Origin of the sequence: Halomonas aestuarii (assembly GCF_001886615.1) — a bacterium.
In the GTDB taxonomy this organism is placed as follows: domain Bacteria; phylum Pseudomonadota; class Gammaproteobacteria; order Pseudomonadales; family Halomonadaceae; genus Halomonas; species Halomonas aestuarii.
In genome coordinates, this window is sequence record NZ_CP018139.1 from 1,869,229 (window position 1) to 1,886,481 (window position 17,253).

Sequence of the window (17,253 nt, forward strand, 5' to 3'; positions counted from 1 at the left end):
GTCGTCATAGGCTTGATGTTCACCCAACGAGATGCGGAGGCTGCCATGCCGATTTCACGAGCCGATATTCCCGCCGAGGATGCCAAGGGGCTGGTCGAGCGCCTTTGCCACGAGTGGGTGGACGCGCAACCGGTCGACCGGGAAGAGACCCAGGCGAGGGTGGGCTTCGACGAGGGCACCTGCCTGCTGGAGGCCCAGCCGGACCGACTGATCGTCGCCGTCGAGACGCTGGATGACGAGACCCTGGATCGGCTGGAGGGCCGGGTGAATGCCGCCCTCGAGGGGCTGACGGGCGTGACCCTGGACATCGTCTGGGAAAATTGAACGACCGCCGCTCCGTCCGTGCCGCCCACCTCGGCATGCTGCTGTGGGCGGTGCTGGTGGGGCTCTCCTTCCCCGCGGTGGGGGCGATGAGCGAGCTGCCGCCGCTCTCGCTGACCTCGCTTCGCTTCCTCATCGCCTGCGCCGGCCTGTGGTGGCTGGTCCGTCGCGCCCCGGCCTTCCTGCCCGACGGCCGCGCCCTGCCGCTCTATGCCCTGATGGGGCTCTGCCTGGCCGGTTTCTTCGGTGCCATGTTCTGGGCGGCGCACCATGCCACGGCGCTCTCCATGGCCACGCTGTTCGTGACGGTCCCCCTGCTGGCCTTCCTCATGGGGCTGCTCTTCGGCGTCGAGCGTCTGGCCTGGCGGCTGCCGGCCATCCTGGCGCTGGGCGCGGCGGGGGCGCTGGGCCTGGCCATCGCCGAATCCCTGGCGCAGGGCGGGCGCCTGCGGTTAGGCATCGGCGAGGCGGTGTTCTTCCTCGGGTGCCTCGCCACGGCGCTCTACCCCGTGCTCAGCAAGTGGGGGCTGGCCACCGGCCGCCTGCCGGAGTCGGCGGCGGTGCGTACCTTCTGGAGCCTGGGGCTGGGGGCCGTGCTGGTCGGGCTCGCGGGCCTCGCCGTCGAGCCGGTCGGGCGGCTGGCGGCCATGACCGGCCGCGACCTGCTGCTGCTGGGTTATCTCGGGCTCTTCTCCAGTGCCCTGACCTTCTGGCTGCTGCAGCGCGCCACCGCCGTGCTGACGCCGTCGGCGGTCACCGCCTACGGCTACCTGGTGCCCTTCGTCTCCATGCTGCTGCTGTTCGTCCGCGAACCCGGACGGGTCGGCTGGGTCTGGCTGCCGGGCAGCCTGCTGGTGATCGTGGCGATCGCGCTGCTGCTGCGCCATGGCCGCGGCGACGGCTAGCCGCTGCCGCCGTCGTCCTCGGTCCCGCGGGGGAAGGCGAGGCGGATCTCGTCGTGAAGGCGGCGGGTGTCGGTGATGTGTCGCCGGGAGAAGTGGAAGGGCACCAGGCGTTCCACCCCGGCGGCCGCGGCGATCTCGCCGCAGGCCCGGGCGGTCAGGTGGCCGGTGCGCCTGGCCTGCTCGGCCTCCGCCTCCAGGAAGGGGGCCTCGCAGAAGAGCACCCGGGCGCCCTGCGCCAGCGCGACCAGGCGTCGGCGATTCTCCGGCGTGTCGGCGAGGTCGGTGGCATAGACCAGTCGCTCTCCCGGCCGTGTCATCAGCAGCATCTCGGCGAGCTGGGCCGCCGTCCGGGTGGTGCCGTCCGGCAGCCGGACCCGGGCCTCGCCCTCGCCCGCCAGGACGTGATGCTTGAGCGCGCCGAGCCAGGGGCCCGGCGGCCAGCCATGGGCGTCCAGCCGCTCCTGACGCACCGTGACCTGCCGGTCGGGCTCCAGGGAAAAGGCCAGCACCGGCGTGCCGTGGTCGAGGGTCGTGGCGTGCACGCGAAAGCCGAGCTCCTCGCGCAGCAGGCCCCCGGGGGCGGGGCGTTCGGGCAGGCGCATGGCGCGCATCTCGCCGGCGACGATCCCCCAGCGCACCAGGCGCTCGCCATGCAGCTCGCCGACCTCGAAGCGGGGCGCCTTCTTGCCGACCCGGTCCCAGAGGATGCCGCGCACCAGCCCCTGCAGGTGTTCCGCCAGCCCCGGCGGGCCATAGAGCCGGCAGGGCGGATACTCGCCGATGCGCGAGCGCAGCAGCCACAGGAAGCCGCCGATGTGGTCGAAGTGGACGTGGCTGATGAAGACGTCGCTGACCTGGTGGGCGAGGCGTGCCGACAGGCGGCCGGGGTCGCCCAGGTCGAACAGCAGGCTGCGCGACTGGTGACGCAGCCGAAGGTGCAGCAGCGGGTCGCCGAAGACGCCGTTGACCAGGGTCGCGGTGACGGTGCCGAGGTCGACCCAGGGGCGCGGGCCGTCGCGATGTTCCAGGGGCTCGGGGGTATCGTCCGGCCCGGGCGTGCCGAGGGCGGAGGCGTGGGGGCGGGCGGTGCCCAGCCGTCCGTCGCGCCCGCGGAGGGCATCGCGAACCACCAGGGCATGGGGCGTGCCGGCAAGCCCGGGCGTGCGAAGCCGCAGCCGGTCGCCGTCCAGCGCCAGGATCTCCCCCAGTCCCAGGGTGTCGCCCCGCGCGTCGAGCAGTCCGACCTGGCGCCCCGCCCAGGCCTCGGGGGCATGGCGCGGCGGGGTGGTGCCGGTCAGGGCCAGCGAGGGCAGCGCGAGCACGACCTCGTCGGCCGTCGCCAGCCAGGCGTTCCAGTCGGCGCTGCGACGCTCGCGGCGCCGACGCTTTCCGGGAGGGCGGGCCCGCGGGTCCGGTGCCAGGGTGACGGTCGCCAGGCCCAGGGCGCGACATGTCTCGTGCAGCGGGAGGGGGGCGTCCTCCTCCGCCAGCAGCAGCAGGGCGCCGATGCCGGCGGCCTCCACCAGCGCCGGCAGCAGCTCGGCCCCGGCAACGCCGCGGACCACCCCGGGAGCATCCAGCAGCAGCACCCCCGCGGGGGCCTGCCCGGCCAGGCGCCGCACCGCCTGTACCAGCGGCAGCCGGAAGCGGGCGGCATCCAGGGTGGCCAGGGCGGCCAGGGCCTCGAGCCGCCAGCCCCCTGCCTGCCAGCGGCCCAGGCAGACCGCGCCGGGCGGCCCGACCCCCGGCAGCCCCGGGTCGGCGCTCAGGACGTGGCACTCCTGGCCCCGGTCGGCCAGGGTCGCGGCGGCGGCACGCACCAGGGTGCTCTTGCCGCTGCCCGGGGCGCCGGCCACCAGCACGCGGTCATGCCGCTGCAGCAGGGCCAGCAGGGGGTGGTCCGCGGGAAGGTGCTCGGTCGGTGCAGGCATGGTGACGGCCCTCGGCGTCGCTAAGCCCAGTGTGGGGGGATTGCCGTGCGGCGGCCACCCCGGGCGGTTGGCCCTCTGGTATACTGCCGCCATTCCGCAGCCATCGAATTCGCAGGAGTCCGCATGACCCGTATCGCCATTGTCGGTGTCGCCGGCCGGATGGGCCGCACCCTGGTCAACGCCGTGCAGGAGGATGCCGAGGCCTCCCTGGCCGGCGGCATCGTCGAGCCGGGCAGCTCGCTCGCCGGCGCCGACATCGGCGAGCTGGCCGGCGTCGGCAGGCTGGACGTGGCGGCGGTGGACTCGCTCGACGCCATCGTCGACGACTTCGACGTGCTGATCGACTTCACCTCCCCGCGGGTCACCCTGGCCAACCTGGCCTTCTGCGCCGAGCACGGCAAGCGCATCGTCATCGGCACCACCGGCCTCTCCGAGGACGAGCTCGTCGAGCTCGACGGCTACCGTGACCGGGTGCCCATGGTCTTCGCGCCGAACATGAGCGTGGGGGTCAACCTGACCCTCAAGCTGCTCGAGACCGCGGCCAAGGCGCTGGGCGACGAGGGGTACGACATCGAGGTGATCGAGGCCCACCATCGCCACAAGGTGGATGCGCCCTCCGGCACCGCCCTGAAGATGGGCGAGGTGGTGGCCGAGAGCCTGGGACGGACCCTCAAGGAGCACGGCGTCTTCGCCCGCGAGGGGCAGTGCGGGCCGCGCAGCGAGAAGGAGATCGGCTTCGCCACCGTGCGCGCCGGGGACATCGTCGGCGAGCACACCGTGATGTTCGCCACCGAGGGGGAGCGCATCGAGATCACCCACAAGGCCTCGAGTCGCATGACCTTCGCCAAGGGCGCGGTCCGGGCGGCGCGCTGGGTGGCCGGCCAGGGCAACGGCCGCTATGCCATGCAGGACGTGCTGGGCCTGTAAGTTGCGGGGGTAGTCGCCGGGCGCCATCTCCTGTAACATCTCCAAAATTTTGGCCGGGCGCACGGGCGAGAAGCCCTCTCGAGCGCTTGTTGTGGCGGCCCAGCATTCCGAGCGAATGACAACAAGCGGGATGAAACCGGTCTGTATCGGGTTTCGTCCCGCTTTTTTACGGGCCGACCACCGGGGCCGCGGCCCGGTGAGCAGGATTTCAAGACGCGCTAGCGCTTATACATGGGAGGACGTTGCATTGAACAGACCGGCGATACTGGCCCTGGAAGACGGAAGTGTGTTCCACGGCACGGCCATCGGTGCCGATGGACAGACCAGCGGTGAGGTGGTGTTCAATACGGCCATGACCGGCTATCAGGAAATCCTGACCGACCCCTCCTACACCAGACAGATCGTCACCCTCACCTATCCGCATATCGGCAACACCGGTGTCAACGCCGAGGACGTCGAGTCAGGCGCCATCGCCGCGGCGGGCCTGGTGATCCGCGACCTGCCCCTGATGGCCAGCAGCTTCCGCTCCGAGCAGTCGCTCTCCGACTACCTCAAGGGCCAGAACGTGCTGGGTATCGCCGACATCGACACCCGCCGCCTGACCCGGATCCTGCGCGACAAGGGCGCCCAGAACGGCGCCATCCTGGCCGGCAGCGAGGCCGAGGGAGAGGACGCCGTGGCACGCGCCCTCGAGGCGGCCAGGGCCTTCCCCGGGCTCAAGGGCATGGACCTGGCCAAGGTCGTCTCCTGCCAGTCGCCCTACGCGTGGTCCGAGGGCGAGTGGACCCTGGGCCAGGGCTATGCCGACGTCGGCGAGACCGAGCGCCCCTACCACGTCGTCGCCTACGACTACGGGGTGAAGCGCAACATCCTGCGCATGCTGGCCTCCCGCGGCTGCCGCCTGACCGTGGTGCCGGCCCAGACCCCGGCCAGCGAGGTCATGGCCATGGCCCCGGACGGCATCTTCCTCTCCAACGGCCCCGGCGACCCGGAGCCCTGCGAGTACGCCATCGTCGCCATCCGCGAGCTGCTCGAGACCGGGGTGCCGATCTTCGGCATCTGCCTGGGCCACCAGCTGCTGGCGCTGGCCAGCGGGGCCAGCTCGGTGAAGATGAAGTTCGGCCATCACGGCGCCAACCACCCGGTCCAGGACCTCGATTCCGGCAAGGTGATGATCACCAGCCAGAACCACGGTTTCGCGGCCGAGGAATCGACGCTGCCCGAGACCCTGCGGGCCACCCACCGCTCGCTGTTCGACGGCACCCTGCAGGGCATCGAGCGCACCGACCGGCCGGCCTTCAGCTTCCAGGGCCATCCGGAGGCGAGCCCGGGGCCCCGGGACGTCGCGCCGCTGTTCGACCGTTTCGTCACCATGATGAAGGAACGCCGCTAGGCACCAAGCGCCCACCATCAGATCGTCATTCATCGTTCAGCCGCGGAAACCGTCATGCCCAAGCGTACCGACATCAAGAGCATCCTGATCATTGGCGCTGGCCCCATCGTCATCGGCCAGGCCTGCGAATTCGACTACTCCGGCGCCCAGGCCTGCAAGGCGCTGCGCGAGGAGGGCTACCGGGTCATCCTGGTCAACTCCAACCCGGCCACCATCATGACCGACCCGGTGATGGCCGACGCCACCTACATCGAGCCGATCACCTGGCAGGCGGTGGAGAAGATCATCGAGGTCGAGCGCCCGGACGCCATCCTGCCCACCATGGGCGGCCAGACGGCGCTGAACTGCGCCCTGGACCTCGACAAGCATGGCGTGCTGACAAAGTTCGGCGTGGAGATGATCGGCGCCAACGCCGATGCCATCAACAAGGCCGAGGATCGCGATCTCTTCGACAAGGCGATGAAGAACATCGGCCTGGAGTGCCCCAAGGCCAAGGTGGCCCACAGCATGGAAGAGGCCTGGGAGATCCAGGCCGAGCTGGGCTTCCCGACCATCATCCGCCCCTCCTACACCATGGGCGGCTCCGGTGGCGGCGTGGCCTACAACAAGGAGGAGTTCGACGAGATCTGCCAGCGCGGCTTCGAGCTCTCGAACAACCATGAACTGCTGATCGACGAGTCGCTGCTGGGCTGGAAGGAGTACGAGATGGAGGTCGTGCGCGACAGGCACGACAACTGCATCATCGTCTGCGCCATCGAGAACTTCGATCCCATGGGCGTGCACACCGGCGACTCCATCACCGTGGCGCCGGCCCAGACGCTGACCGACAAGGAATACCAGATCATGCGCGACGCCTCCCTGGCGGTGCTGCGCGAGATCGGCGTCGAGACCGGCGGCTCCAACGTCCAGTTCGGCATGGACCCGACCACCGGGCGGATGGTGGTCATCGAGATGAACCCGCGGGTGTCGCGCTCCTCGGCGCTGGCCTCCAAGGCCACCGGCTTCCCGATCGCCAAGATCGCCGCCAAGCTGGCCGTGGGCTACACCCTGGACGAGCTGCAGAACGACATCACCGGCGGGCGTACCCCGGCGTCCTTCGAGCCGTCCATCGATTACGTGGTCACCAAGATCCCGCGCTTCACCTTCGAGAAGTTCCCCCAGGCCAACGACCGCCTGACCACCCAGATGAAGTCGGTGGGCGAGGTGATGGCCATCGGCCGGACCTTCCAGGAGTCGCTGCAGAAGGCGCTGCGCGGCCTGGAGACCGGCAACGACGGCCTCGACCCGAAGGTGACGGATTTCACCGCCGAGGCCATGGCGCACATCCAGGGCGAGCTGCAGGCCGCCGGCGCCGAGCGGATCTTCTTCGTGGCCGACGCCATGCGCGCCGGGATGAGCCTCGAGGAGGTCTTCGCCCTGACCAACATCGACCGCTGGTTCCTGGTGCAGATCGAGGACCTGGTCCGGACCGAGGCCGAGGTCGCCCGTCGCTCGCTCTCCGAGTTCACGCCTCGCGAGCTGTTCCTGCTAAAGCGCAAGGGCTTCAGTGACGCCCGCCTGGCGAGCCTGCTGGGCGTCGCCGAGAAGGAGTTCCGTCGCACGCGCCAGAAGGCCGGCATCCGTCCGGTCTACAAGAGGGTCGACACCTGCGCCGCGGAGTTCGCCTCCGATACCGCCTACATGTACTCCACCTACGAGGAGGAGTGCGAGGCCGATGTCTCCGACCGCCAGAAGATCATGGTGCTGGGTGGCGGGCCCAACCGGATCGGCCAGGGCATCGAGTTCGACTACTGCTGCGTCCATGCCGCCTTCGCCATGCGCGACGACGGTTACGAGACCATCATGGTCAACTGCAACCCGGAGACCGTCTCCACCGACTATGACACCAGCGACCGCCTCTACTTCGAGCCGGTGACCCTGGAGGACGTGCTGGAGATCGCCGACAAGGAACAGCCGGTCGGGGTGATCGTGCAGTTCGGCGGCCAGACCCCGCTCAAGCTGGCCCGCGAGCTCGAGGCCGCCGGCGTGCCGATCATCGGCACCACCCCGGACGCCATCGACCGGGCCGAGGACCGCGAGCGCTTCCAGCAGATGATCGACAAGCTGGGCCTCAAGCAGCCGCCCAACGCCACGGCGCGCAGCTTCGAGGAGGCCTTCGCCAAGGCCGAGGCCATCGGCTACCCGCTGGTGGTGCGCCCGAGCTACGTGCTCGGCGGCCGGGCCATGGAGATCGTCTATGACGCCTCCGAGCTCGAGAACTACATGACCCACGCGGTCAAGGTCTCCAACGACTCCCCGGTGCTGCTCGACCACTTCCTCAATGCCGCCATCGAGATCGACATCGATGCGGTCAGCGACGGCAGCCAGGTGGTGATCGGCGGCATCATGCAGCACATCGAGCAGGCCGGCGTGCACTCCGGCGACTCCGCCTGCGCGCTGCCGCCCTATTCGCTGCCCGCCGAGGTGCAGGACGCGATGCGCGAGCAGGTCAAGCAGATGGCCGTGGAACTCGGCGTCAAGGGCCTGATGAACGTCCAGCTGGCCTGGCAGGACGGCGAGATCTACGTCATCGAGGTCAATCCGCGGGCCTCGCGGACCGTGCCCTTCGTCTCCAAGTGCATCGGCACCTCCCTGGCCCAGGTGGCCGCGCGCTGCATGGCCGGCAAGACCCTGGCCGAGCAGGGCTTCGAGCGCGAGATCGTGCCGCACTTCTTCAGCGTCAAGGAGGCGGTCTTCCCGTTCAACAAGTTTCCGGGCGTCGACCCGATCCTCTCGCCGGAGATGAAGTCCACCGGCGAGGTGATGGGCTCGGGCGACACCTTCGCCGAGGCCTTCTACAAGGCGCAGCTGGGCGCCGGCGAGGCGATCCCGCGTCTCACCGGCGACCGCAAGGCCTTCCTCTCGGTGCGCGACCCCGACAAGGCGGGAGTTATCGAGGTGGCCCGTTCTCTGGTAACCTTGGGGTTCACACTCTGCGCGACCCGTGGCACGGCCCAGGCCCTCGAGGCCGCCGACCTGCCGGTCGAGGTCGTCAGCAAGGTCTATGAAGGCCGGCCGCATATCGTCGATCTGCTGAAGAACGACGAGATCGCCTATATCGTCAACACCACCGAGGGCCGCCAGGCCATCAACGACTCCTCGGTGATCCGCCGCACTGCACTCGCCCGCAAGGTTCCCTATGCCACGACCCTGGCAGGGGCCAATGCCGTTTGCATGGCGCTCGAGTACGGCAATGCCATTACCGTGCGGCGGCTACAGGAACTGCATGCAGGAGCTACGCAATGAACAAGGTCCCGATGACCGTCGCCGGTGAGCAGCGGCTTCGCAAGGAGCTCGAGGAGCTTAAGGGCGAGGCGCGTCCGAGGGTGATCGCCGCCATCGCCGAGGCTCGCGAGCACGGCGACCTGAAGGAGAACGCCGAGTACCATGCGGCCCGCGAACAGCAGGGCTTCATCGAGGGGCGCATCCAGGAGATCGAGGGCAAGCTCTCCAACGCCCAGGTGATCGACGTCACCAAGCTGCCCCAGACCGGCAAGGTGATCTTCGGTGTCACCGTGGGGCTGATCAACCTCGACAACGACGAGGAGGTCACCTACCGGATCGTCGGCGAGGACGAGGCCGACATCAAGGCGCGCCGCATCTCGGTCACCTCGCCCATCGCCCGAGCCCTGATCGGCAAGGAAGAGGGCGACGTGGTGGTGGTGAAGACCCCGGGCGGCGAGGTCGAGTACGAGATCTCAAGCGTCGAGCACCTGTAGCCCTTCGGGCAGCGACAAGCTGCAAGGATCAAGCTACAAGAAAGCCCCGCGGGCGAATGCCTGCGGGGCTTCTTCATCTCTGCAAGCCGGCAAGCTGTGCTTGCTCCTTGCTCCTTGCTCCTTGCTCCTTGCTCCTTGCGCGAAGCGCGTCAGAACCGCCCGTGGTGATTCTCGAAGCGCTGGATGTTGGAGAGCTTCGGGTTGACCCGGGGGTTGTGGCGGTAGAGCAGGGCCATCTTGCCGATCTTCTGGACCAGCTCGGCGCCGCTCGCCGTGACCAGCTCGTCGAGCATGGCGGCCCGATCGTCGCGGTCGGGCAGGGCGAGCTTGACCTTGACCAGCTCATGGTCGCGCAGGGCCCGGTCGAGTTCGGCCATCACGCCCTCGGAGGCACCGTTCTCTGAGACGGTGACCACGGGGTCGAGGTGGTGGCCGATGCTGCGAAATGCTTTCTTTTGTGCCTGTGACAAGCTCATGGTATCTTGCCTCTTCCCGGTTGGCGCGCAGCGCACATGGTACGGCGTATTGCCGCGCGGGGAAAGCTCGCCGCCGTGTCAGCGTGCTACCAGGCTGGCCGGGCCCGCAGGTCAGCACCCCGTCGCACTCCCACCGGGTCTTTCCGGATTCCGCTCGACTACCTGTCATTCATGGTCATTCACAGGTGATGCCGTGGCACGTTCCCATGCTTCCCGCGCCAAGGGCGCTGCCGGCAAGACGCCGGCCGGCAAGACGCCGGCCGGCAAGGCCTCTGCCAGCAAGACCAGCAAGGGCTGGCTGAAGGAACACTTCGACGACCAGTTCGTGCAGCAGCGCTGGCAGGACGGCTATCGCAGCCGGGCCAGCTACAAGCTGCTGGCGCTGGACGAGAAGGACCGCCTGCTGCGTCCCGGCATGACCGTAATCGACCTGGGCGCCGCTCCGGGGGGCTGGAGCCAGGTGGCCGCCGAGAAGGTCGGCTCGGACGGTTTGGTGATCGCCTCGGACATCCTCGAGATGGATGCTCTTGCCGATGTCGAGTTCATCCAGGGCGATTTCACGGAGGAGGCCGTGCTCGAGGCGATCCTCGACACCCTCGGCGATCGTCCGGTGGACCTTGTGATGTCGGACATGGCCCCCAATATGAGTGGTATGGCGGCCATCGACCAGCCCCAGGCCATGTACCTGGTGGAGCTGGCGCTGGACCTGGCGCGTCAGACGCTGTCCCCCGGCGGCACCTTCCTGGCCAAGGTCTTCCAGGGGGAGGGGTTCGACGAGTTCCTCAAGGAGCTGCGGGGCAGCTTCAAGCGGGTGGTGACGCGCAAGCCGGAGGCCTCCCGGGCACGCTCCAGAGAGGTCTACCTGCTGGCGGAAGGGTTCCGCGGCTGAGGCGAGGCCTCGGCCGCTTCAACGAGGCGCCGCCACGATAGGCGGAGCCTACCGGGCCGATGGCCGGACAGGGGGTCGCGACTGTGTCACAGTGGCGGTCATTTCCCACTCCGGCCGTAGGCTGGCTGAACATGTGCCGCTCATGTAGTGTCGAAGGACCAGGCATTTTCGGCCGACAGATTCTTGCAATGAGGGTAGTCCCTTGAATGATATGGCGAAGAACCTGATTCTGTGGTTGGTCATCGCGGCGGTGCTGCTGACGGTGTTCAACAACTTCAGCGTCGACAGCTCACCGCAGGCGATGAACTATTCCCAGTTCGTCCAGCAGGTGCAGAACCAGCAGGTCCGCAGCGTGACCATCGATGGGTACACCATCTCCGGCGAGCGCACGGACGGCTCCCAGTTCCGGACCATCCGCCCGGCGGCGGAGGATCCCAAGCTGATGGATGACCTGCTGGCCAACGATGTCACCGTGGTCGGCAAGGAGCCCGAGCAGCAGAGCCTGTGGATGCGCCTGCTGATCGCCAGCTTCCCGATCCTGCTGATCCTGGCGATCTTCATGTTCTTCATGCGTCAGATGCAGGGGGGTGGTGCCGGCAAGGGCGGGCCGATGAGCTTCGGCAAGTCCAAGGCCAAGCTGCTCTCCCAGGACCAGATCAAGACCACCTTTTCCGATGTCGCCGGCTGCGACGAGGCCAAGGAGGAGGTCGAGGAGCTGGTCGACTTCCTGCGTGACCCGACCAAGTTCCAGCGCCTGGGCGGTACCATCCCCCGCGGCGTGCTGATGGTGGGGCCGCCCGGTACCGGCAAGACGCTGCTCGCCAAGTCCATCGCCGGCGAGGCCAAGGTGCCGTTCTTCTCGATCTCCGGTTCCGACTTCGTCGAGATGTTCGTCGGCGTGGGTGCCTCGCGCGTCCGCGACATGTTCGAGCAGGCCAAGAAGCAGTCGCCCTGCATCATCTTCATCGACGAGATCGATGCCGTGGGCCGTTCGCGCGGCGCCGGAATGGGCGGCGGCAACGACGAGCGCGAGCAGACCCTGAACCAGCTGCTGGTGGAGATGGATGGCTTCGAGGCCAACGAGGGCATCATCGTCATCGCCGCCACCAACCGCCCCGACGTGCTCGACCCGGCGCTGCTGCGCCCGGGGCGCTTCGACCGGCAGGTGGTGGTGCCGCTGCCCGATATCCGTGGCCGCGAGCACATCCTCAACGTGCACCTGCGCAAGGTGCCGCTGGCCGACGACGTCAAGCCGTCGCTGATCGCCCGCGGCACGCCCGGCTTCTCCGGCGCCGACCTGGCCAACCTGGTCAACGAGGCCGCCCTGTTCGCCGCGCGTCGCAACAAGCGCCTGGTGGGCATGGAGGAGCTCGAGCTCGCCAAGGACAAGATCATGATGGGCGCCGAGCGCAAGTCCATGGTCATGACCGACAAGGAGAAGCTGAACACCGCCTATCACGAGTCGGGTCACGCGATCATCGGCCTGGTGATGCCGGAGCACGACCCGGTCTACAAGGTCACCATCATTCCCCGCGGTCGGGCGCTGGGCGTCACCATGTTCCTCCCCGAGGAGGATCGCTACAGCCTGTCGCGCCAGCAGATCATCAGCCAGATCTGCTCGCTGTTCGGTGGCCGGATCGCCGAAGAGATGACCCTGGGACCCAACGGCGTGACCACCGGGGCCTCCAACGACATCAAGCGTGCCACCGAGCTGGCCCACAACATGGTCGCCAAGTGGGGCCTCTCCGAGGAGATGGGGCCGATCATGTACGACGAGGACGAGTCCCATCAGTTCCTCGGCGGCCCCGGCCAGGGCGGCAAGCTCAAGTCCGGCGAGACCACCTCCAAGCTCGACAAGGAGGTGCGCAAGATCATCGACGGCTGCTACGAGCAGGCCAGGCAGATCCTCGACGAGAATCGCGACAAGCTGGATGCCATGGCCGAGGCGCTGATGAAGTACGAGACCATCGACTCCACTCAGCTCAAGGACATCATGGAAGGCCGCGACCCGCGTCCCCCCGAGGGCTGGGACGATCCGAGCAGCGGCGCCCCCACCGGTGGCGAGCCTCGCGCCGAGGCCTCCCCGGAGGCGAGCGACGAGGCCGAGGACGATGACACCCCCTCGCGTCGGCCCTCCGACCCGCTGGGTGGCCCGGCCGGCAGCTGAACCGGCCCGGCAGCAACCTCAGGCGCCCTGCGGGGCGCCTTTGCCGTTCGACCAACAGGAAGACGATGGATAACAGCACAGCGATGCACCTGCAGTGCGGCCGGCACCGCCTCGACCTCTCCTTCCCCCGCATCATGGGGATCCTCAACGTCACTCCCGATTCCTTCTCCGATGGCGGTCGCCACGCGGTGCCGGACGATGCCCTGCGCCATGCCGAGCGCATGCTGGCCGAGGGGGCCGCGATCATCGACGTGGGCGGCGAGTCCACGCGCCCCGGCGCCGTGTCGGTGCCGGTCCAGCAGGAGCTGGACCGGGTGGTGCCGGTGGTCGAGGCGCTGGTGCGCGAGTTCGATGCGTTGGTCTCGGTGGATACCAGCACGCCCGAGGTGATGCAGGCCACGGCCCAGGCCGGGGTGGGCATGATCAACGACGTGCGCAACCTGCGCCGCGAGGGGGCTCTGTCGGCGGCGATCGCCAGCGGCCTGCCGGTCTGCCTGATGCACATGCTGGGCGAGCCCGGTGACATGCAGGTCGATCCCCGCTACGACCAGCCGGTGGAGGAGGCCGTGGCCGCCTTCCTGGCGGAGCGGGTGGCGGCCTGCGAGGCCGCCGGGCTGCGTCGCGAGCGGATGCTGCTCGATCCCGGCTTCGGCTTCGCCAAGTCGGTGGAACACAACCTGCGGCTGCTCAAGCACATGGATCACCTGGCGCCGCTCGGGCTGCCGCTGCTGGTGGGCATGTCGCGCAAGAGCATGATCGGCAAGGTGCTCGGTCGCCCGGTGGAGGAGCGCCTCTCCGGCGGCCTGGCGCTCTCCGCACTGGCGGTCGAGCGCGGCGCACGCATCCTGCGCGTTCACGACGTGGGGCCCCACGTGGACGCGGTGAACATGACCTGGGCCGTACTGGAAGAAGGCTGCGCGCATGACTAGACGCTATTTCGGGACCGACGGGATCCGCGGCACCGTGGGGACCCCCCCCATCACCGCCGACTTCATGCTCAAGCTGGGCTGGGCCACCGGCCGCGTGCTGACCCAAGACAAGGGGCGGCCCCGGGTGATGATCGGCAAGGACACGCGAATCTCCGGCTACATGTTCGAGTCGGCGCTGGAGTCGGGGCTCTCCGCCGCCGGCGTCGACGTGATGCTGCTGGGGCCCATGCCCACGCCGGCCATCGCCTACCTGACCCGCACCTTTCGCGCCGACGCGGGTATCGTCATCTCGGCCTCCCACAACCCCTTCCAGGACAACGGCATCAAGTTCTTCTCCGCCGCCGGGACCAAGCTGGCCGATGAGGTCGAGGCGCGCATCGAGGCCGCGCTGGAGGAGACGCTGACCACCGTGGGGCCGGCCCGGCTGGGCAAGGCGATGCGGGTCGACGATGCCCCGGGCCGCTACATCGAGTTCTGCAAGTCGACCATTCCCGACCGGGTGAGCCTGCAGGGGCTGAAGATGGTCATCGACTGTGCCCATGGCGCCACCTACCATATCGCGCCCAGCGTGTTCCGGGAGATGGGCGCCGAGGTCAGCCTGATCGGTGCCTCGCCCGACGGCCTCAACATCAACCATGAGGTGGGCTCGACCCATCCTGCCGCCCTGCGCGAGGCGGTGCTCGAGCAGGGCGCCGACCTCGGCGTGGCCTTCGACGGCGACGGCGACCGGGTGCTGCTGGTGGATGCGGACGGCCGCGAGATCGACGGCGACGACATCCTCTACCTGATCGCCCGCGACCGTCATGCCCGCGGCGACCTGGGTGGCGGCGTGGTGGGCACCCTGATGTCCAACTTCGGGCTCGCGGCGGCCCTGGAGGCGCTCGACATCCCCTTCGAGCGCGCCAGGGTCGGCGACCGCTACGTCATGGAGCGCCTGGCGGCCAACGGCTGGCAGCTGGGCGGCGAGTCCTCCGGCCATATCGTCTGCGGCCACGTGCAGACCACCGGCGACGGTATCGTCTCGGCCCTCCAGGTGCTGGCGATCATGGTCCGCGAGGGGAAGTCGCTGGGACGCCTGCTCGCCGGCCTGGAGAAGGCCCCGCAGGCGCTGGTCAACGTGCGGCTGACGCCCGGCAGCGATGCCAGGGCGCTGCTCGAGCAGGCCTCCCTCCAGCAGGCGGTGAGCCGCCTGGAGACGGAGCTCGGCGACCAGGGGCGCGTGCTGCTGCGGGCCTCGGGCACCGAGCCGCTGATCCGGGTGATGGTCGAGGGACGGGCTCACCTGGACGTCGATGGCCTGGCCCGGCGCCTGGCCGGTGACGTCGAGGCGCTGCTCGGCTGAAGGGAGGGGCCGCGTGCCGTCGCTCTGGTTGTCTTGACGGGGTCCCTCCTATACCATTTCGCACCACCTTGAAAGAGGACGCGCCATGCGCATGCCGCTGATCGCCGGAAACTGGAAGATGAACGGCTCCCTGTCCCTGGTCGAGGAGTTCGGCCGGGCCTTCGCCAGAGCCTCCCTTCCCGTGAACGTCGAGGTGGCGCTGATGCTGCCCTTCCCCTATCTGGTGCCCGCCGGCCGGGCACTGGGCGAGACGGCCGTGACAGTGGGCGCCCAGACGCTCAGCGACCAGCCGTCCGGTGCCTTCACCGGCGAGGTCAGCGGGGCCATGCTGCGTGACTGCGGCGCCCGCCATGTGCTGGTCGGCCACTCCGAGCGTCGTTCCCTGTTCGGTGAGGGCGATGCGGCGGTCCTGGCACGGGTCAGGGCGGCACTGGGCGAGGGGCTCACCCCGCTGCTGTGCGTCGGCGAGACCCTCGAGGAGCGCGAGGCCGAGCGCACCGAAGCGGTGGTGCTGGGCCAGCTCGAGGCGGTGTTCGACGCCCTCGACGCGGCCGAGCGGCCGCGCCTGGTCGTCGCCTACGAACCCGTCTGGGCGATCGGCACCGGCCGCACGGCCACGCCCGACCAGGCCCAGTCGGTGCATGCCGCCATCCGGGGGCGCCTGGCGCGCTATGACGAGGCGCTCGCCGACGGCATGCGACTCCTGTACGGCGGCAGCATGAAGGCGGATAATGCCGCCGAACTGCTCGCCCAACCCGATATCGACGGCGGCCTGGTGGGCGGTGCCTCGCTCAAGGTCGACGATTTCCTAGCCATTTGTCAGTCAGCAGGTTGAATCCATGCAAGTTGCCATTCTCATGACCCATGTGGCGATCGCCATCGCCCTGGTCGTCCTGATCCTGCTGCAGCAGGGCAAGGGCGCCGAAGCCGGTGCCGCCTTCGGCGGCGGTGCCTCCCAGACCGTGTTCGGCTCGCGGGGGAGCGGCAGCTTCCTGGCGAAGTTCACCGGGCTGCTGGCCGCTGCCTTCTTCGCCACCTCGCTGACCCTGGCGTACTTCGCGTCCCAGGCCGGTGAGGCGCCGGAGGCCGGCATCCCCGATGCCGAGCTGATCGAGCAGCAGAATGCCGTGCCGACCCTTGACGACGGCAGCAGCGGTGTGGATAATGCTGCGCCAGCGCTGGAGGAAAGCGGCAGCTGATGCCGTGGTCCAGCCTCCCCGATGCCGAAGTGGTGGAATTGGTAGACACGCTATCTTGAGGGGGTAGTGACCTTACGGTCGTGCGGGTTCAAGTCCCGCCTTCGGCACCAACTCGAAGCAGGCGACATACGGTTCGCGACTTCGAGGCAGGATTGGCAGTATGCGGTGTTGCCGCTTGACGATCACGTCATGTGGGCTTACAATCACCGGCCTAGATTGATGCGGGGTGGAGCAGTCTGGTAGCTCGTCGGGCTCATAACCCGAAGGTCATCGGTTCAAATCCGGTCCCCGCTACCATCTTCTTGGCAGGCATGCACAAGCTTCAGGGGCATGTCGAAGAGCCGAAGTGGTATACAGGTTTCTTGTAAAAGCCCCTTCCTGTGAAGGGGCTTTTTGTTAGCAGCTTGCCAGCCGGAAATGCCGGCGGCGCTGTTCGGGCAACGCCAATCAGCCACCTGACTCTTCTCTCATCTCCCGGCCAGGTGCCTGATGCAACGGCTGTAGGAGCTTTCTTCCGTGGCAATCAAGGATGCTGCGCTGCATGCGCTGATCGAACCGGTGGTCTCGGCCATGGGGTTCGAACTCTGGGGCATCGACCATCTGTCTCAGGGAAAACATTCCCGCCTGGTGATCTATATCGACCACGAGGACGGGGTGAGCGTGGACGATTGCGCCGACGTCAGTCGTCAGGTCAGCGCGGTGCTCGATGTCGAGGACCCTGTCCCGGGCGAGTATCGACTGGAAGTCTCCTCGCCGGGCATGGACCGGCCGCTGTTCAGCCTCGACCAGTTCGAGCGCTATGCCGGCCATGTGGTGACCGTGAAGCTGCGTGTGCCCTTCGACGGCCGGCGCAAGTTCAAGGGGTTGCTGGCCGGGATCGAGAATGACGAGGTGCTGCTGCAGGTCGATGGCGAGGAGTACTGCTTTCCCATCGAGGGCATCGATCAGGCGCGGGTCGTCCCGCAGTTCACGTGATGAGCTTGGTGTATAAGGACAGGTTCACTGGCGAGGCTAAG

The 17,253-nt window shown here is 68.4% G+C and carries 15 protein-coding genes and 2 tRNA genes; 15 read left to right on the forward strand and 2 right to left on the reverse strand.

The genetic code is table 11. The features are described from left to right. Positions 1 to 45: 45 nt before the first annotated feature. Together BOX17_RS08630 and BOX17_RS08635 are read left to right on the forward strand one after the other, a co-directional pair. Complete coding sequence (locus tag BOX17_RS08630) at positions 46 to 324, forward strand: DUF2218 domain-containing protein (RefSeq protein ID WP_071943630.1); 279 nt, start codon at positions 46 to 48, stop codon at positions 322 to 324. Then, a complete protein-coding gene (locus BOX17_RS08635; protein WP_244272121.1) occupies positions 321 to 1,226 on the forward strand; it encodes a DMT family transporter in 906 nt (301 codons plus the stop codon). The genes BOX17_RS08630 and BOX17_RS08635 overlap by 4 nt, the downstream gene beginning before the upstream one ends. On the opposite strand, the gene BOX17_RS08640 is transcribed toward BOX17_RS08635, so the two are convergent. Beyond that, positions 1,223 to 3,157, reverse strand: a complete 1,935-nt coding sequence (locus BOX17_RS08640) for an MBL fold metallo-hydrolase (protein WP_071943632.1) — start codon at positions 3,155 to 3,157, stop codon at positions 1,223 to 1,225. The two genes, BOX17_RS08635 and BOX17_RS08640, sit on opposite strands and share 4 nt — an antisense overlap. Before the next feature lie 123 nt (positions 3,158 to 3,280). Between BOX17_RS08640 and dapB the strand changes: the two genes are divergently transcribed. The 4 genes from dapB (at position 3,281) to greA (ending at position 9,235) form a co-directional block, all read left to right on the forward strand. Next, positions 3,281 to 4,084, forward strand: coding sequence for a 4-hydroxy-tetrahydrodipicolinate reductase (gene dapB / locus BOX17_RS08645; RefSeq protein ID WP_071943634.1), 804 nt, complete (start codon positions 3,281 to 3,283; stop codon positions 4,082 to 4,084). 247 nt (positions 4,085 to 4,331) lie between these two features. Beyond that, on the forward strand, positions 4,332 to 5,477 hold the full coding sequence (carA, locus tag BOX17_RS08650; RefSeq protein ID WP_071943636.1) for a glutamine-hydrolyzing carbamoyl-phosphate synthase small subunit: 1,146 nt from the start codon (positions 4,332 to 4,334) through the stop codon (positions 5,475 to 5,477). 54 nt (positions 5,478 to 5,531) lie between these two features. Then, complete coding sequence (carB, locus tag BOX17_RS08655; RefSeq protein ID WP_071943638.1) at positions 5,532 to 8,762, forward strand: carbamoyl-phosphate synthase large subunit; 3,231 nt, start codon at positions 5,532 to 5,534, stop codon at positions 8,760 to 8,762. After that, on the forward strand, positions 8,759 to 9,235 hold the full coding sequence (gene greA, locus BOX17_RS08660; protein WP_071943640.1) for a transcription elongation factor GreA: 477 nt from the start codon (positions 8,759 to 8,761) through the stop codon (positions 9,233 to 9,235). The genes carB and greA overlap by 4 nt, the downstream gene beginning before the upstream one ends. 149 nt (positions 9,236 to 9,384) lie before the next feature. Here the strand turns inward: greA and yhbY are convergent, their stop codons facing one another. After that, entirely contained in the window at positions 9,385 to 9,711 is a 327-nt protein-coding gene (gene yhbY / locus BOX17_RS08665) for a ribosome assembly RNA-binding protein YhbY (protein WP_071943642.1), read from the reverse strand. A 193-nt stretch (positions 9,712 to 9,904) separates the two neighbouring features. Here yhbY and rlmE point away from each other — a divergent pair, with 193 nt between their 5' ends. From rlmE to rimP, 9 genes are all read left to right on the forward strand, one after another. Beyond that, positions 9,905 to 10,600 (forward strand): 23S rRNA (uridine(2552)-2'-O)-methyltransferase RlmE, encoded by a 696-nt coding sequence (rlmE, locus tag BOX17_RS08670; RefSeq protein WP_071943644.1) that lies wholly within the window; start codon positions 9,905 to 9,907, stop codon positions 10,598 to 10,600. Positions 10,601 to 10,802: 202 nt separating this feature from the next. Further along, on the forward strand, positions 10,803 to 12,767 hold the full coding sequence (gene ftsH, locus BOX17_RS08675; RefSeq protein ID WP_071943646.1) for an ATP-dependent zinc metalloprotease FtsH: 1,965 nt from the start codon (positions 10,803 to 10,805) through the stop codon (positions 12,765 to 12,767). Between the two features lie 65 nt (positions 12,768 to 12,832). Next, positions 12,833 to 13,696 carry a dihydropteroate synthase gene (folP, locus tag BOX17_RS08680; protein ID WP_083582120.1) on the forward strand — a complete coding sequence of 288 codons (864 nt, stop codon included), beginning with the start codon at positions 12,833 to 12,835 and terminating at the stop codon, positions 13,694 to 13,696. Next, a complete protein-coding gene (glmM, locus tag BOX17_RS08685) occupies positions 13,689 to 15,038 on the forward strand; it encodes a phosphoglucosamine mutase (RefSeq protein ID WP_071943650.1) in 1,350 nt (449 codons plus the stop codon). The genes folP and glmM overlap by 8 nt, the downstream gene beginning before the upstream one ends. Positions 15,039 to 15,123: 85 nt before the next feature. Next, positions 15,124 to 15,873, forward strand: a complete 750-nt coding sequence (gene tpiA, locus BOX17_RS08690; protein ID WP_071943652.1) for a triose-phosphate isomerase — start codon at positions 15,124 to 15,126, stop codon at positions 15,871 to 15,873. A 4-nt stretch (positions 15,874 to 15,877) separates the two neighbouring features. Next, positions 15,878 to 16,237 carry a preprotein translocase subunit SecG gene (gene secG / locus BOX17_RS08695; protein ID WP_071943654.1) on the forward strand — a complete coding sequence of 120 codons (360 nt, stop codon included), beginning with the start codon at positions 15,878 to 15,880 and terminating at the stop codon, positions 16,235 to 16,237. Positions 16,238 to 16,260: 23 nt separating this feature from the next. Then, positions 16,261 to 16,347, forward strand: a tRNA-Leu gene (locus tag BOX17_RS08700). Between the two features lie 110 nt (positions 16,348 to 16,457). Next, positions 16,458 to 16,534, forward strand: a tRNA-Met gene (locus tag BOX17_RS08705). A 219-nt stretch (positions 16,535 to 16,753) separates the two neighbouring features. Beyond that, complete coding sequence (gene rimP / locus BOX17_RS08710; protein ID WP_071943656.1) at positions 16,754 to 17,212, forward strand: ribosome maturation factor RimP; 459 nt, start codon at positions 16,754 to 16,756, stop codon at positions 17,210 to 17,212. The last annotated feature ends 41 nt before the right edge of the window (positions 17,213 to 17,253 follow it).

Excerpts from the sequence above, each read along its gene's own strand:
- greA (WP_071943640.1), top strand. The coding sequence starts at position 8,759 with ATGAACAAGGTCCCGATGACCGTCGCCGGTGAGCAGCGGCTTCGCAAG.
- BOX17_RS08630 (WP_071943630.1), top strand. The coding sequence starts at position 46 with ATGCCGATTTCACGAGCCGATATTCCCGCCGAGGATGCCAAGGGGCTG.
- tpiA (WP_071943652.1), top strand. The coding sequence starts at position 15,124 with ATGCGCATGCCGCTGATCGCCGGAAACTGGAAGATGAACGGCTCCCTG.
- BOX17_RS08640 (WP_071943632.1), bottom strand. The coding sequence starts at position 3,157 with ATGCCTGCACCGACCGAGCACCTTCCCGCGGACCACCCCCTGCTGGCC.
- folP (WP_083582120.1), top strand. The coding sequence starts at position 12,833 with ATGGATAACAGCACAGCGATGCACCTGCAGTGCGGCCGGCACCGCCTC.
- yhbY (WP_071943642.1), bottom strand. The coding sequence starts at position 9,711 with ATGAGCTTGTCACAGGCACAAAAGAAAGCATTTCGCAGCATCGGCCAC.
- glmM (WP_071943650.1), top strand. The coding sequence starts at position 13,689 with ATGACTAGACGCTATTTCGGGACCGACGGGATCCGCGGCACCGTGGGG.
- carB (WP_071943638.1), top strand. The coding sequence starts at position 5,532 with ATGCCCAAGCGTACCGACATCAAGAGCATCCTGATCATTGGCGCTGGC.
- secG (WP_071943654.1), top strand. The coding sequence starts at position 15,878 with ATGCAAGTTGCCATTCTCATGACCCATGTGGCGATCGCCATCGCCCTG.
- dapB (WP_071943634.1), top strand. The coding sequence starts at position 3,281 with ATGACCCGTATCGCCATTGTCGGTGTCGCCGGCCGGATGGGCCGCACC.